The sequence below is a fragment of the Njordella aestuarii genome (genome assembly GCF_056494165.1).
On record NZ_CM151397.1, the window covers coordinates 3,728,872 to 3,744,706 of the forward strand.

Annotated in this window: 12 protein-coding genes; 9 read left to right on the forward strand and 3 right to left on the reverse strand. The window is 51.1% G+C overall.

Features of this window, described 5'->3' with window-relative positions:
* Positions 1-19 precede the first annotated feature (19 nt).
* The 6 genes from SH451x_RS14935 to SH451x_RS14960 all read left to right on the forward strand — a co-directional run bounded on the left by SH451x_RS14935 (position 20) and on the right by SH451x_RS14960 (position 8,401).
* Positions 20-1,444 carry a glycoside hydrolase family 140 protein gene (locus SH451x_RS14935; protein WP_479357785.1) on the forward strand — a complete coding sequence of 475 codons (1,425 nt, stop codon included), beginning with the start codon at positions 20-22 and terminating at the stop codon, positions 1,442-1,444.
* 133 nt (positions 1,445-1,577) lie between these two features.
* Positions 1,578-2,243, forward strand: coding sequence for a carbonic anhydrase (locus tag SH451x_RS14940; RefSeq protein ID WP_479357786.1), 666 nt, complete (start codon positions 1,578-1,580; stop codon positions 2,241-2,243).
* A gap of 185 nt (positions 2,244-2,428) precedes the next feature.
* Positions 2,429-2,920, forward strand: coding sequence for a ferritin-like domain-containing protein (locus SH451x_RS14945; RefSeq protein WP_479357787.1), 492 nt, complete (start codon positions 2,429-2,431; stop codon positions 2,918-2,920).
* Between the two features lie 405 nt (positions 2,921-3,325).
* Positions 3,326-4,948, forward strand: a complete 1,623-nt coding sequence (locus SH451x_RS14950) for an alpha/beta hydrolase (protein ID WP_479357788.1) — start codon at positions 3,326-3,328, stop codon at positions 4,946-4,948.
* Between the two features lie 573 nt (positions 4,949-5,521).
* Entirely contained in the window at positions 5,522-7,147 is a 1,626-nt protein-coding gene (locus SH451x_RS14955; protein ID WP_479357789.1) for a DUF4153 domain-containing protein, read from the forward strand.
* A gap of 216 nt (positions 7,148-7,363) precedes the next feature.
* Positions 7,364-8,401: an extracellular solute-binding protein gene (locus SH451x_RS14960; protein ID WP_479357790.1), complete on the forward strand. Its 1,038-nt coding sequence runs from the start codon at positions 7,364-7,366 to the stop codon at positions 8,399-8,401.
* Between the two features lie 66 nt (positions 8,402-8,467).
* Here SH451x_RS14960 and SH451x_RS14965 read toward each other — a convergent pair whose 3' ends face one another.
* The 3 genes from SH451x_RS14965 to SH451x_RS14975 form a co-directional block, all read right to left on the reverse strand.
* Complete coding sequence (locus SH451x_RS14965) at positions 8,468-9,493, reverse strand: SDR family NAD(P)-dependent oxidoreductase (protein ID WP_479357791.1); 1,026 nt, start codon at positions 9,491-9,493, stop codon at positions 8,468-8,470.
* Positions 9,494-9,563: 70 nt separating this feature from the next.
* Positions 9,564-10,130, reverse strand: coding sequence for a type 1 glutamine amidotransferase domain-containing protein (locus SH451x_RS14970; RefSeq protein WP_479357792.1), 567 nt, complete (start codon positions 10,128-10,130; stop codon positions 9,564-9,566).
* 162 nt (positions 10,131-10,292) lie between these two features.
* Positions 10,293-12,338 (reverse strand): GntP family permease, encoded by a 2,046-nt coding sequence (locus tag SH451x_RS14975; RefSeq protein WP_479357793.1) that lies wholly within the window; start codon positions 12,336-12,338, stop codon positions 10,293-10,295.
* A 161-nt stretch (positions 12,339-12,499) separates the two neighbouring features.
* Here SH451x_RS14975 and SH451x_RS14980 point away from each other — a divergent pair, with 161 nt between their 5' ends.
* The 3 genes from SH451x_RS14980 to hemA all read left to right on the forward strand — a co-directional run bounded on the left by SH451x_RS14980 (position 12,500) and on the right by hemA (position 15,767).
* Entirely contained in the window at positions 12,500-13,240 is a 741-nt protein-coding gene (locus SH451x_RS14980) for a YggS family pyridoxal phosphate-dependent enzyme (protein WP_479357794.1), read from the forward strand.
* A 323-nt stretch (positions 13,241-13,563) separates the two neighbouring features.
* Positions 13,564-14,457, forward strand: a complete 894-nt coding sequence (locus tag SH451x_RS14985) for a hypothetical protein (RefSeq protein WP_479357795.1) — start codon at positions 13,564-13,566, stop codon at positions 14,455-14,457.
* Positions 14,454-15,767, forward strand: coding sequence for a glutamyl-tRNA reductase (gene hemA / locus SH451x_RS14990; RefSeq protein ID WP_479357796.1), 1,314 nt, complete (start codon positions 14,454-14,456; stop codon positions 15,765-15,767). Before SH451x_RS14985 ends, hemA begins: the two co-directional genes overlap by 4 nt.
* The last annotated feature ends 68 nt before the right edge of the window (positions 15,768-15,835 follow it).

Consider the following 15,835-nt stretch of genomic DNA (forward strand, 5'->3'; position numbering starts at 1 on the left):
TCAACCGGAGCTTAAACTCATGCGCGTCTTATTTTTGTTAGCAGTTTGGATCATTGGTACGGCCGCATGCGCTGCAGATTTGCCGCAGCTAAAGGTTAGTGACAACAATCGCTTTCTTGTAACTGAGGCCAACGAGCCATTCTTCTGGTTAGGCGATACCGCTTGGGAGCTGTTCCATCGACTCAATCGCGAAGACGCGACGCATTATCTCGATCAGCGACAGAGGCTCGGATTCAATGTCATTCAAGCCGTCGCCATTGCCGAGTTGAATGGCCCCGCTGCCCCCAATGCCTATGGACATCTGCCGTTCAAGAATCTCAATCCGACCGAAATAGCAATCAAGGATGGGCCCGACAATGATTACTGGGACCACGTTGATTGGATCGTCGATGAGGCCAACAAGCGTGGTATGTATGTGGGATTTTTACCAACCTGGGGATCGTACTGGCACGAAGAAACGCACGAGGGCAAAGTACTTTTCGACGCTGAGAATGCTAGAAAATATGCGAAGTGGTTAGGCGCTCGTTACCGTGACAAGGGCCTAATCTGGATTCTGGGTGGCGACCGCACAGTCGACACCGACAACCAGAGGCAGATAATTGAAGCAATGGCGGCAGGCCTGCGTGAAGGCGACGAAGGGAAACACCTGATCACTTTCCATCCGCGCGGCGGCTCCGGTTCATCCAAAGATTTTCACAACGCCGACTGGCTTAACTTTAATATGCGCCAGAACGGGCACTCGCTCGAATTCACTAACGTCTATTCGAATACTCGGAACGACTTCAACTTGACGCCGATTAAACCTGTACTGGACGGCGAGCCTATCTACGAAGACCATCCCATTGCGTTTAAGGCGAGTATCTTCGGCCATTCGGTGTCTGCCGATGTGCGTCGTCCGCTTTACTGGAACGTGTTCAGCGGAGCTTGTGGGCATACCTATGGGCATCACTCAATTTGGCAAATGTACAGCTCGAACAAAGACCCAATCAATAATCCATTGATGCCCTGGAACGAAGCCATCGACCAACCGGGTGCAGCCCAAATGCAGCACTGCAAAAATCTAGTGCTCTCACGTCCTTACCTCGACCGAATTCCAGCAGACGACGTCGTCGCGAATACTAACATTCCAACATCGATCCCGGGCACCGGTACACGGGCCTTTGTCGCAACGCGCGATACAGCTAGAACCTATGCGTTTGTATATTGCCCCGTTGGAAGAGCAGTAATAATCGATTTAGAGAGTCTAGTGGGACCATCGATCGTCGCTTGGTGGTTCGACCCACGCACCGGAGTTGCCACAAAGCTAGACGAACCGTTGGAGCGAAAAGGGAAACATACTTTTCGCACGCCGACGCATGGCGAACTTCTCGACTGGGTGCTTGTGCTGGACTCTACCTCTAAAGCTTACGGGATACCTGGTCAAGTAAACATCAGGAGCAACTGAGAATACCCAGAGGAAACAGGCATTGTCCGCGCATTGGTAGATTCAGCAGCGTGGGTTTCTGAACGACACTTTTATTCTATGATCATAACGAATAAACAATGCGTTCCACCGTTTTTTAAAAGGCACAGTTCAGATGCAGAAATTGATCCATGGGATACACTCTTTTCGTAACGACGAGTTCCGACCACTGGAAGGACTTTTTAAAGAGTTGGCCAAAGGACAAAAACCAGAAACGCTGTTCATAACCTGCTCTGATTCGAGGATTGACCCTTGCTTGATTACGCAAGCAAACCCAGGTGAATTATTTATCCTCCGGAACGCTGGCAACATCGTGCCACCGCATGGTGCAGGCACGGGGGGCGAAGCGGCTACTATCGAATTCGCAGTCGCAGGCCTGGGCGTTCGCGACATCATTATCTGCGGGCATTCGCATTGCGGAGCGATGAAGGGTGTGTTGGAAAAAGAGTATGTCGAAGGACTCCCAGCGGTCTGCTCGTGGCTGCAACACGCCGAAACTACTCGTCGCATCATGAAGGACAACTATAGTCACTTGGATGGAGAACTCCTGCTACAAGCCGCTATTGAGGAAAACGTACTCGTGCAGCTCGAAAACCTCGAGACTCTTCCATCAGTTGCATCGCGAATCAAGCGCGGCGATCTCCATTTACACGGTTGGGTGTACGAAATCGAAACCGGGGAAGTCTTTGCATACGACCAGCCACATGGCCAGTTTGTTGCTGTTGCCGAATACAAGTATCCAACGCAGGATGCGGCTATGCGGCGGCGCACTCTAATCTAGTTCAAGCCTGCGTTAAGCATGCTCGGCCACTCGCGGTAAGTCGCATCGCAGGGCCTCTAAAGTTAAGCGTGCATTTATCGACCATCCTGAAACTTGGCATGGGGTTCGCATTATGACAGCGACGACATGCGAACGACCTTTAGTTCGCTTCATACTGCGAAACTCATGACATGAGGATGATGAAAATGGCTTTAGAATCACTTGCTGACTTGTTTTACGATGAACTTCGTGACATCTTGAGTGCCGAAAAACAGTTATTGAAAGCGTTGCCGAAAATGGCAAAGAAGGCGACCAACGAGCAACTTGCTGCCGCCTTCAAAGCACACTTGGAAGAAACTGAAGAACAAGTGGAACGAGTCACAAAAGCATTCGAAGACACAGGCAAGGCTGCTCGCGCGAAAACATGCGAAGCGATGAAAGGGCTGATCGTAGAAGCCGAAGAGATGATGAGCGAAGATGCTACGCCGGAGGTGATGGATGCGATTCTTATCGCATGCGCACAAAAGGTGGAGCACTACGAGATCGCCTCGTACGGTACTCTGTGCACTTGGGCAAAAGCACTTGGATACGATAACGCGTTGGCGCTTTTGAAAGAGACGTTGAACGAAGAAGAGTTGACGGACGAGAAGCTTTCGAAGATCGCAGAAGTTGTTAACGAAGCCAGCCTCTCATCCTAATCTTTATGCACGGTAACTGCTTCGTTTGGCTGGCTTCATATCGAAGCCAGCAGACTGCCAGTTCGCGATGTTACACGTCTGAGAGGCCATCTCCCACCCGGCCTCTTATGGGAAACCTTTTGCAAATCACGCTACTTCTTCGCAAGTATCGCGGCGTGGCCGGACGGTTCGAATGCCACAACACGTCACTCCAAATAGTTTAATAATTTGGATAATTTTCGATCAAGGTTGATCTAAACCGGCCGCCATAACCGACATAATCGATACAGTCTGCGCTTCCTGCAGTCGCAGTCCACGATTACTTGTGCGGAAATGACAGTTGCTATGAGAAGGATCTCAAATAGCTTGGCTTTGCATCAGCCGACTCACCCCCGAAAGGCTAGCATTGCCAGCAGGGTTGGCCGAGTGTCTTTGATTTGGGTGGCCGCCGCCGCTGGCACCGCCGCGGTTGGTGGCATGGTCGTGCCGTTCGCCACCGATAGTTCTGTACAGTCTACACCTGAGCCGTACGCATCGACTCCAGTTGCACCTCCGATTGCAACGGAGTTCCCGAAGTCCGCCCACGAATTTCCGTCTATCGTTCATCGTAACATCAGCGACGAAACAGCGTCGTCAGCATTGCCTCAGAGCTCACCTTCGGACCTCGGCTTTGCTCCAGGAGTGCAACCAAGTATCCCGTCATCTGCTAGAATAACTGATCAATTTGAATCGGAGCCAACGTCCAATACTGATACGTACTCGAGCGAATCTGAAGATTCCCTTTCTTTACCTAACACGTCCGTAGCCTCGTCTCCAGTCGATCGTACTAAAGTCGACGTTTACTACGCAACCGACCGGCGCATGATCGATCCGAGTTCGTTAGCGTTCTGGTGGTCCCACCTTGTACCCAGTGTCATCATTCTCTTCGGAACACTCGTTGCCGTTGGTGGCTTAATGACATCCCGGATAAAGTGGCTCTGGGGACTAGCAACGATTGGCTGCGTCGTTCTATGTAGTTTGATGGGATTGAAAGTTGTTGCGCGTCATCATCAAGCGACTCAACTCACCGCCCTCGGTGGTGTCTTTTATGGCGGCGAGCGAAACCTAGCTTCTGACAGTTCCGAAATCCTAAACTTTGGCCGGGCAAGAGTTACACTGCCGCCGACGCACACAGTGGGCAAAGTGGAACGACCGAGCTTGCTGAAATTCGAATTCAAAGAGTCGCCTGACAAACATGTTATGATTCGTACCGTTACGAAGCTCAATAGCGATGAATTCTTTGCTTCGGTTGATTCAAGTATCACTGAAGCGGCCGAGAAATCCATCATGCTGTTCATTCATGGCTACAACGTCCGATTCGAAGACGCGTTGCTTCGCACGGCGCAACTTACTTCTGACCTCGAATACGATGGCGTTCCCATGCTGTACTCTTGGCCATCCGTTGGAACTGTGACGGGGTATACCACCGACGAAGGCACTGTTGATTGGAGTGTATTGCATTTGGAGCAATTGGTTTTGGACCTGCATGAACGCACAAAGACGGAACAAATCCACGTAATCGTTCACAGTATGGGGAATCGTGTTTTGCTTGGAGCGGCCGAAAGGCTTTCTCTACGATATCCCACGATGCAGCCGATGCTCGGGCAGGTCATCATGGCAGCCCCCGATGTCGATCTTGCTCAGTTTCAATCACGTTACAAGCCCGCTATCCAGCAAGCGGCTAGTCGAGTGACATTGTATACTTCAAAGGGCGATCGGGCACTTCTTGCGTCAATGGCGGTCCATGGTTACAAACGATTGGGTTTGACTTTTGAAGGCATGCCGACTTTCTTGGGTATCGACAGCGTAGATGTTTCCGAGTTGGACACCAGCATGCTTGGTCATTCGTACTACGGCAGCCAGTCGAACCTGATGAAAGACATCCGTGCACTTATTGAACTTGGCGAACCACCACCGCAGCGCAAGTGGTTGCAAGCCGTAACCGGTACTGCTGAACCGAGCCTCTGGCGTTTTGCCGAGTCCCCAGCGACATCCATAAATCGAAAGTAGCTCGCGGCGATTTCTGTTCTCTTTCGCCTCGTCGCATTCACTAACTTGGCCGGGTGCGCATCCCTTGGTGTGCGAAGTTCACTGCCAACGAACTTAGCTGAACTGGTTAGAAAATAAAAAAGGGCGGTCCGTCATAGACCACCCTCACCCATTTTCAACCGGTCACCGATTACTGACTGCGGGGCTAAATCGCAGCCAAGCCGTTCGGAGTCCTGCTTTCATCATCGGACAATGTAGAGTGCAGAGCCTAGCATCTGCGATTAAATTCCTCGATTCACGCCCGCAATTGCTTGAGTCCTGACGGTTCGCACGATTAGAGGACTCTTGGAGTTGTCAGATGTGCAGTGCTCTGTCAGTTCTTCTCCGTGGAATACCTTACAACCAAGTGAACAACCACATTCTTGGCAAATTGGGTGGTCGACAGAAATCTGGTAAACCGTAGGCACGTAGCTAGCGTAAAATTGCGGGCAGCGTTGTATCTCCTCGGCTTACGCGCTCGCATAGTAGCGACTCTTTTCTCTGGTAGTGTTCACATCACCTTGCATCCCCTAATAAAATGTGAGTCGATCCAATATGTCGAGCGCATCAAGTGAGCTAAATTCTGCGGAGTTGCCCATTGAGCCACATGGAGAAAATAGTCTAAATGTAACCTCGGGCGTTGCGACGCTAACTCGCATTCGCTTGAGCGTAGCCATTGTTATTTGGACGGTTGCTTGTGACCTCCTGATCTACCGCTTCGCTGGGTGGTTTTCGGCAGCTATCCTGACTCTACTCTTACCGCTCGTTTTGCTACTAGGGAAATCAAGACTCTCTCGGGGCTATCTGTGGACTTCCTTTCTCGTGGCAGCAATCATGCTTTGTGCCGTCAAAATGATGTGGCACGGAACGCCATTGTTAATGTTGATCACTCCAGCGGTACTCTGGACGTATATTGCCATGTGGCACAATTTGCCAAATACCGTTCCGCAGGCGCTTTTTGTACCGGTTCGCATCGCCATGGGACCTCTACAAAAGTTAGTAGAATATCAGCAGTCAAACCTTCTTCGGAATGAAGCTGAATCGGTGAAGGGCAAGATCAATAGCCGAGGCTGGGAACGTTTCCTGCTCATATTCTCCCCCGTGGTAGCGATTATTCTGTTCGGAACCTTCTTTGTGTTAGCCAACCCCAATCTCCGGGTGATTTATAGTGACTGGAGTACGAGGGTGCAAAGCTACATAGCTGAAGTCAGATTCAGCGAATTATGCTTTATTGCATTCAGCGCATTTGTCGGTTTAGGCCTTTTGCTTCCGATGTTGTTCCGGAAAGTCGATTCCCCAGACGTCACCAGTTCTTCGGTTACGCGATATTCAGATTTGCACCCCCTGTTTGCTCCGGCGCGAGCCACGCTCTGGTCGGTCGTTGTACTTTTTGCAGCGTACTTGCTGTTTGAGTTCAGCACGATGTGGTTTCGTGAATTCCCAGTCGGCTTTTACTATGCGGGGTATGCGCACGAGGGTGCGTTTTGGCTGACGGCTGCTCTGGCAATTGCAACGATTGTGCTTTCCGCCCTCTTTTCTGCTCCTATGCTGGCTGACCATCGCATCCAAACGCTTCGTTTGCCAGCGTGGATTTGGTCAGGTTTAAATTTTTTACTAGCGCTGGCTGCACTGAATCGACTTGCGATTTATGTAGGATTTAATGGTCTGACGCACATGAGGATTGTCGGCATGATTGGCGTTGCCACCGTTGCCGCAGGATTCAGTTTAGTCGTCTACAAGATCGCGGTCGCAAAGAACTTCGGATGGTTGGTAAATCACCAGCTTTGGGCGGCAAGTTTCGCGTTGGCTCTATATGCAATTTTGCCGGTCGACTGGATTGCGAATCGTTATAATGCCCACCTAGTTAAGTCTGGCAAATTGCCTCCGTCAGTTCAGATTTCCGAACAAGTGTTTGGCGTTGATGGAATGTTGCCTTTGTTCGCCTTAATTGATCATGAAGACAGCCGTATTCGCAACGGCGTTCGCGCGTTGCTCGCCGCACACGCCAGCATTCGTAGCCACGTAAAAGGTGAACATTGTTCAGATTTTCAGCTAGCCGAATCGCAGTTCGCTTCGCTGGCGGAAGTAAATATGGGTAAACTGCAGCCCTATGTTGATAGCCCCGCCCAGCGAAAACAAGCGTTGCATGTAATGCAAACATACACCTACCAATGGTATTAGCAGACTCTAAAAAGCAAACCCAGCGACGCGCCGTTTACACGGCATTTTATCTCGCGAGTGCGTTCATATTCATCCATTTCGAATTCGGCGCCGTTGCTTCAGCCCGCTCATCAGCGACGCCAAAAACAAGTTCGATGAATAGGTTTGTGCAGCAATTGATGAATGGTTAAGATTGCGTTGACATCTTTCGCGCTTATTACTTCAAAGCCCATGACAATGCCGTCGATCAAATCTGCAATTCGAAATAGCTTCACACTTTTTGCGTTTATCGCGTTTGCCCAAAGCCTCGGGTGCATTAAGCGTAGTGAGGAGCAGGTTGTCATTTACTGCTCGGTTGATCGCGAGTTCGCTTCACCTATTCTCGATGCGTACGAGCGAAACAACGCGCCCATTGAAGTCGCCGCGCAGTTCGACGTCGAATCGACAAAGGCAGTTGGACTTGCCAATCGAATTGTGGCCGAGGCGGAAACACCTCGTTGCGACGTATTTTGGAATGGTGAAGTGCTCCAGACCATCAGGCTGCAAAAGCTAGGGTTGCTGCAAAAACATGCTTACGATTTTCCGGACGGCTTCCGGCGTCACTTAACTGCTAGTGATGGTACTTGGGCTCCCATCACGGCTCGTGCTCGTGTCTTGCTCGTTAATACCGACAAGCTTGCAGACGAGCTGAAGTGGCCGACCAAGGTCGAGGATCTTGCGGATCCACAGTGGAAAGGTCAGTGCGGCATTGCATCACCGCTGTTTGGGACAACTTCGACTCATATGGCAGTGCTCAAGAGTCAGAATAACGCCAGCTATCGTGACTGGATTGTCAAAGTCAAAGAAAACGCCATTGTTCTCTCAGGCAACAAGCAGATTGCTCAAGCCGTAAGTCGCGGCGACCTAACGTGGGGACTGACCGATACGGACGATGCACTTATTGAGCGCGACAATGGCGGACATGTTGCAATCGTTTTTCCCGATCAAGCAGAGAAGGGCGTCGGAACACTTCTCATTCCAAGCACTGTAGCGATCCTTAAGGATAGCCCGCATCCCGTGGCCGCAAGAAACTTGGCCAATCATTTGTTTAGCAAAGAAACAGCCAGTCGACTGACAATGGGCGCTGCTGCACAGTTCAATTTGTGGCCCGCGGCGAAGCTGTCAGACCATTTTGAGGATGCGGAATCCTTAAAACTCATGGAAGTAGATTTCGAAAAGGCCGGTGACACTTGGCAGGAGACAATCTCGGAACTTGAAACGATCTTCCGCGGCTGACCTGAGTCTAAAACCAAAACGTCATTATCGCGCCCAAACATTTTGTTGAGCCAGACTCGATCCGTGCTATATTTCGTTGTTGCGTACCGCTGCAGCATCGCCCAGTGCGGTCAAAAATGAGGGCGACAAAGTTGACTGACTTTCAAAGCCTTTCGCCTTGCGCTGCCTCAAATTCCGATTGTCGGGCAAAAATCGATTGATAGCAGACATTGCTTCGATCGAGAGTCCCGGAGCAAGCCGACTCAGTGTGTTCGGCAAATTAAATGGCCCCGATAAAGAGATTAGCGGTTCACCGCCTTGACAGCCTCGCAGAAGCTTTCGCGCGGCGGTAGTCGAGTCAATCGATAAGATAGGCAGCGAATCGCTGATGCTAAACCAAGCATATTCTTTTTCAGTGTCGCCTCGAAACGTAGCATTCCGCGGACTTCCGGTTCGCATTAAGCCAGGACAAGCAGTCACGACTAAAATGTTTTCTTTCGCAAGCTCTGCACGCAGGCCGGTCGATAGCCCGACTAGCGCGAACTTCGATGTCGAGTACGGAACCATGTGCGGAACAGAAAGCTGACCGCCAATCGAGCTTATATTGAGAATTCGCCCCCATCCTTGCCGACGCATGAGCGGCACAACGGCGGAAATTGTCGAGAGACAAGCCCAACAGTTTGTGTTCGACGTCGATTTGAAATCATCCTGTGACATCGATTCCCAGGGGCCTACGTCGATGATGCCAGCGTTATTGATCAGTACGTCTACACCGCCGAATGCTTCCGCAACTTTGCCTACGAAGGCCTCAACAGCATTTCTGTCGCGCACATCGCAAGTCGAGGCAAGCACGTGTGCATCGCGATCCGACAATTCTCGTTCGGCAACATCTAAGTCTTCTTTCGAACGAGCACATATGGCTACTGTTGCGCCCTGATCGACCAACGCTCTGGCTATTTCCAGTCCAAGACCTCGGGACCCGCCCGTGACGATAACACGTTTGCCCTTCCAATCGAACCACCGCTTCTGGCGTAGTAAATATTTCGCCGTGAAGGCAGTGGCGAACGCTGTGCCACCGAGAATGGCTGTGAGTCGGCAAACGTCCTTCAACATGACGGTTATCTTATTTGGGTCCCAAGGATGATCATTCAGTAAATCGCTAGACTACGAGCGCACTCCCTCGTTATGCCTTTTGGCCGACATGCGTACCTTCAGCGACTTCCTCAACCAATTTCTTGCAGAACGCCGGAAGATCATCCGGATTCCTACTGGTGACAAGACCGTTATCGCAGACGACTTCCTGATCGACCCATTTTCCGCCTGCATTCACGATATCAGTCTTCAAACTCGGCCAGGAAGTAACTTCACGATGACGCAGCACATCAGCTTCGACCAGGGTCCATAGACCGTGACAAATAGCAGCAACGGGCTTGTGTTGCTCAAAGAAGTCGCGTGTAAATTGGACGGCTTTTTCGCAGGTTCTTAATGAGTCTGGATTAGCTACGCCGCCTGGTAGCACAAGTGCGTCGTACGAGCTTGCGTTCACTTCATCGATCGACTTGTCGACTTTGAACTGATCGGCTTTTTCGTCGTGGTTCATGCCCTGGATTTTGCCTGACTTAGGCGAAACTAGATGGGTTTCGGCTCCGGCATCCTTTGCTGCCTTCCACGGTTCAGTCAATTCGACTTGTTCAAAGCCGTCCGTTGCGAGGAATGCGATTTTTTTGCCGGCGAGTGGTTGTTTTGCCATTGGTTGTGTTCCTTTAGCTAGAGTGTTGGAAATGTATTCCCACAACCTTTGTGCAACTAGCGTGCCCTAGCAATTCGTAGCCGAGGACCATGACGTCGACTCAACACGTGGCAGTCGCGACCGTGAGCGAACGGCTCGCGCTGTGTAACAGCAATTAGATCACTACTTCAGCGGCAAGATTGTTGCAAAAAGCAAGCTAGCGAGCAGCGAAGTTGTTCCCAGAACACACAAAAGCGGCGTCCAGGTCTTCAGCGACTCCGACTCGGTCAGGCCGCTCATCTTACCATAGACCCAAAAGCCACTATCGTTCATCCAACTTCCAATCAACGATCCGCCACCGATCGCGGTCACAAGATAACCGGCGTGATAAGGCAATTGCTCGACGTTTACCATCGCCGCCACCATACTAGCGCCGATAATCATCGCAACGGTACTGCTGCCCTGGGCAACTTTGAGCAGAGCTGCGATTGAAAATCCTAACAGCAACACGGCATAACCGCTTTGTCCTTGCAAATCGATCATGCCCTGGATCGCTTCGCTGATCTGAGCTCGCTTTAACATTTCGCCGAAAGCACCGCCGGCTGCTGTGATCAAGATGATTAATCCGCCGCTCATTAAAGCTTCCTCTATGTCACCACCCAGAGCACGTAGCGAACGACGTTTTGCCCACGAGAGTGTTACGATGGAGATGAGTGCCGAAATCGAAAGAGCCAGGCTCGCGTTTCCCAAGCCCGACAGTCGATCGCTCCAAATACGAGCGTTGCTGTTCCAATCGTGCTTGTCAATTATGGTTGGATAGGTTGCTTCCAAAAGTTCGCGATTCATACGGCGCATGTCGACTGGTTTCGTCTTCAACTGATCTGCGAGTAATTTTCCGCGTAAAGCTTCGGAGACTTCGACGTCACGGAATGCGGCAGGAACAAATAGTTTAGGATCTAACAGGACGCGATTGAGAGCTTGCACCCGAGTTTCCAGAGCGGTTTCTGGCGACTGGAGTGCTTGCCGCTCCTGATCCGAAAGTTTTCCACTGGCGACAATTCGCCCCTCTGGCGTGCGCGACGAATCCTCGACATTAGAAAACAGCGAATCGAATGCTGCTTCGTTGAGGATATCACTGGGTAAAATTCTGGCTCGATCTTCCCCGTCCGCAACTGTCGTCGCTACAGTGCTGAGGCTTATCATCAGAACTGGCAATAGTACAGGAGCAAGCGCCAACCACAACGGTACACTCCGAACTGGAAGTTCGCTTGCCTGACTGTCAGCGATATCATTCGCAGGCGAATCAGCCTTAACGCCAGCAACGGGGCGCATCGGTATCGAAAGAACACGGTTCATCAGATAACAAAATGCCAAGCCTGAAAAGGCCGCTGGTATCGCTACCAATATGCCAATAATCATAACATAGCCAACATCTGCACCCAACGTGGCCGCTACCAAAAGGGGACCAGGAGTTGGTGGGACAAGGGTGTGGGTGATTGCACCACCGCAAGCGATTGCCATGACGTATAGCAAGTAATTCTGTTTTGTCTTCTGATACAGCGAGCGGGCAAGAGGGACCAACAGATAGAAAACTGTATCAAAGAACACGGGGATCGACAGCAAAAAGCCGCTGCCCATCAACGCGACCGGAGCCCGTTTCTCACCAGAGATTTTCACGGCAGCACTAACGATCGCGTCAGCCGAACCGTTATCCAGCATGCATTTTCCGACGATCGAAGCCATGGCTATCAAGATGGCGATACTTCCCGCGGTGCTCCCTAACGCGGAACTAATATCTTTCATCGGATCTAGCCCGCCGATACCGGCTATAACAGCGACCACCAGCGCGGCGGCTATCAACGCGAGAAATGGATTGCATCGCAAACCTAACATCAGAATGAGGACAGTTAGAACTCCGGCTGCCATAGCAACGAGCGGTAAGTACATGATTTCTTTGACCGGTGCCACCGACGTTGAGTTTGGCGACGCACCTGCAGCGGTCGTTGCAGCTTGCTCCACATCCGTCAGACTCTCGGCTGTATTTGCAGTTGTTATCGAGTCGGAACTGTCGCTCGTTGTACCTTCATCCAGAGTGCTGCTTGCAACTTCTGGTACTTGTGCAAGAACACATCTGGGGCTGAATGTGCTTGCGAGTAGATTCACGGCTGCACATAGGAGCAACCCGCGAAGGAAAACAGTGAAAGCCTGACCGGAAAATTGTGAAGACATGGGGCGAGTAGCTCTTGGACGATTAGCTTTTGAACTAGGAGAGGAACGCGTACAAGCGTAAACTCGTTTTCACTTCGACGAGCTTAACGCCCTTTTTACCATAATTGGTACACTACCGGTTGTCCGTGATTTTCAACCCAAAAAACATTGCGATCTTTACGATGCTCGACAGTGAAACAATCGATACCGCCCGCAAGATCAAACAAAACTGGCTAGCGATTCAACAGTCAGTCGGCGATGCATGTGCGTTAGCCAACCGGCCCGTGGACTCTGTCCGTATTGTGGGAGTCACCAAATATGTCGATGCAGCAACCACTCAACTTTTGGTCGACGCTGGCTGTGTGGAACTCGGAGAATCGCGGCCGCAAGTGCTCTGGAAAAAGCACGCAACGGTTCAAGCTGCCGATTTGCGTTGGCACATGATAGGCCATTTACAACGCAACAAGGTAGCTCGTACAGTGCCGCTGATCACTGTGCTCCATTCGCTGGATTCAGTGCGGTTGGCAGAATCGATATCGCAAACGCTGATCGCCCAAAGCCGCACTCTGGATTGCTTGATCGAAGTCAACATTTCGGGCGAAGAGGCAAAAACGGGCACAGCGATCGGGCAAGTTGCAGATTTGATTCAGCAGTGTCAACAGTTGCCGGGGATTCGCATCTGCGGGTTGATGGGCATGGCAAGCGAATTGGCAGATGAATCGCAAACGGCGGTTCAGTTTTCTACGCTTAGGGAGTTGCAAAAAGACCTTCGACTCAAATTTTCCGATGATTCTCATCCCCTTGATGAACTTTCGATGGGTATGAGCGGCGATTTTAAGATCGCAATTGCTAATGGCGCAACGATTATTCGCATCGGCTCGACCTTGTTCGAAGGAATCGACACCAGCGGACGTGGCGCTTAATACCCTTGGAATTGTACCGCAATAACTTCCGCCTTCGGAGCAAGCGGACATCACAACCCGAATTGCGCTAGCGAGGTTTTTTTGCGGGTGAAGTGCTATTCCTCGCTGACGCATGCGGGTTAAGATTTCGGTATTTTGTTACAGGACAATTCCTTGGCGGCAAGGTGCGCGTCGCTCGGGCTACTGGATTAATGCCTGGATAAAGCGTTAGTACATCGAACTTGTGTGCGGGTTTGCTGAAATCGCAGTTGGCGATCATAATAAGAGGTTCGCACAACGTTTCAGCGTGAGCAATTAATGGAATATCGAATGAAAAGAAACCCATGACCGGCGTAACTATCGGCTGTTTTTTGCTTAGCTATCTCACGTTGTGGGCTTTCGAACTATCGCGACTGTGGTTTAGGCTTCCGTGGCGCGCGGCATTGTTGATCGTTTGCACAACAGTTGCAGTACTTACGCACGCGTTGTTTCTATTTGATCGTGCACGGCTAACTTATATCGAACAAGGCCACTGGAGCATTCCGGCAACATTTTTCGACTGGAGCCAGATTGCTGCGTTCGGATTGGCGCTGGCGTATTTGATACTGATCATTCGACGCCCCAATAGCATCTTCGGGATTTTTCTGCTCCCGATTGTTATCAGTATCATCTTGGCAGCCATGCTGATGCGCAGCGGCAGACCGTTTGAACGAGGTGACAACTTTAATAGTTTATGGGGTTACATTCATGGAGGTGGCTTGAGCGCTGCTGTCGTGTCTGTGAGCCTTGGTTTCGTCGTTGCGATCATGCGAATCTGGCAGCAGTATCGCCTAAAAATGAAGCGCGGCATCGGCGGTCCTATACGTTTGCCTTCCTTAGAATACCTTGACAGCACTGGTCGATCTTGCCTGATCGCTTCGACCGCCTGCATTGCAACGGGTTTAATCGGAGGCGTCATCATGAACGCAGCGACGTTGCGATCGGTGTCATGGGTTGAACCTGGGATCGTCGTCAGCTGCGGCCTTTTGGTTTGGATGCTTGTCGCATTAGTAATAGAATCGAATGCATCCAAACGCGGAGGTTCCAAAGCTGTGCTTCTAAATATGGTCAGCTTCTTCGCAACCGTTATCGCGATTTCGGTAGTCCTGCTGAACAGTCATGGACGCGACTCCGACAGCCAAAGCGCCGTCTCGCCAGTTGAGCCCGCGGCAGTCGTTACGGAAGGGCGGCCGCTATGAAATTTCGGATGATCGGTTGCAGCCATCACCGTACTCCGGTGCAACTGCGGGAAAAGATTGCCTTCATGCCTAACCAGGTCGAGGCCGCATTGCGAGCACTTCGGGCGAAATATGCCGATGCCGAATTCGCATTGTTGAGCACTTGCAATCGTGTCGAGTTATACGCGGCCGCAACACACGACGCCGACTTGCCAACCGTCGAGCAGCTTCGTGATTTCGTTTTCGATTTTCACGCTTTACCTTCCGAAGAATACTTGTCCCATGTTGTAGGCTGCGCGGATGAACGCGCAGTGGAGCACCTATTTACAGTCGCATGTTCGCTGGACAGCCTAGTGGTTGGAGAATCCCAAATTTTGTCGCAGGTCAAGGACGCCTACGAAGCAGCACGGCATATCAATACTGCCGGTCCGATCGTCCACGCCGTTTTTCAGCGGGCCAGCCACGTTGCCAAACGAGTCGCCAACGAGACCGAAGTGCACTCAAAACGCGTATCGATCCCTAGTGTCGCGATCAGCGAAGTGGCGGGAGATTTCTTTGAGCATTTCGACGACAAACGAATCTTAGTTATCGGCAGCGGCGAAATGGGCACCGAAACTTTACGTTACCTACAGGCAGCGGGAGCGAAACAAGTTCGGCTCATCAATCGCTCCTTTGAGCATGCCTGCACGTTGGCCGGCGAGCTGAATATCGATTTTGGGGGCAGCTTGAATCTGGAAGCTGTCGCATGGGAACACTTATACGGAGAACTTCGCGAAGCGGATCTTATTGTGAGCACAACTTCGGCCACGGTTCCGATCGTCACGGAAGTTGTATATCGTGAAATCCTCGCCAAGCGTCGCAAACAAAGCGCTCAGCTGATCCTGGATCTAGCCGTCCCACGTGATTTTGAGACAACAATTGGCGAGCTTCCCAATGTTTATGTTTATTCCGTTGACGATCTACAAGCGGTGTGCGAACGCAACATGAGTTTCCGACAAAAACAATTCCCTAAAGCTAAAGCCATTATAGCCGAGGAGACCACCCGCTTCATTTCCGACAGCAATTTCTGGCACACTGCCCCAACCATCAAAGCGTTGCGCGAGCTTTCTGATTCAATCAAATCCACGGAACTAACGCGGCTGACCAACCGCCTTGCCCAGCACAAGGTGCCACCTGAGGTCGAAGCGGAAATTAGTTTGTCAATGGACCGCTTGGTCAATAAGCTACTGAACACTCCATTACAATCTCTTCGCCAGGAGACTGAGCGAGGCAATGGCTCGGACCTTGTATTAGCCCTACGCCGTTTGTTTCAAATCGAGCAAAAAGAGTAGTCCAAAGTGGCACGGCATCGCTTAGACACCGCTGCGTTGCTTCACTGAATGCCTTTGAAGCGGAACCT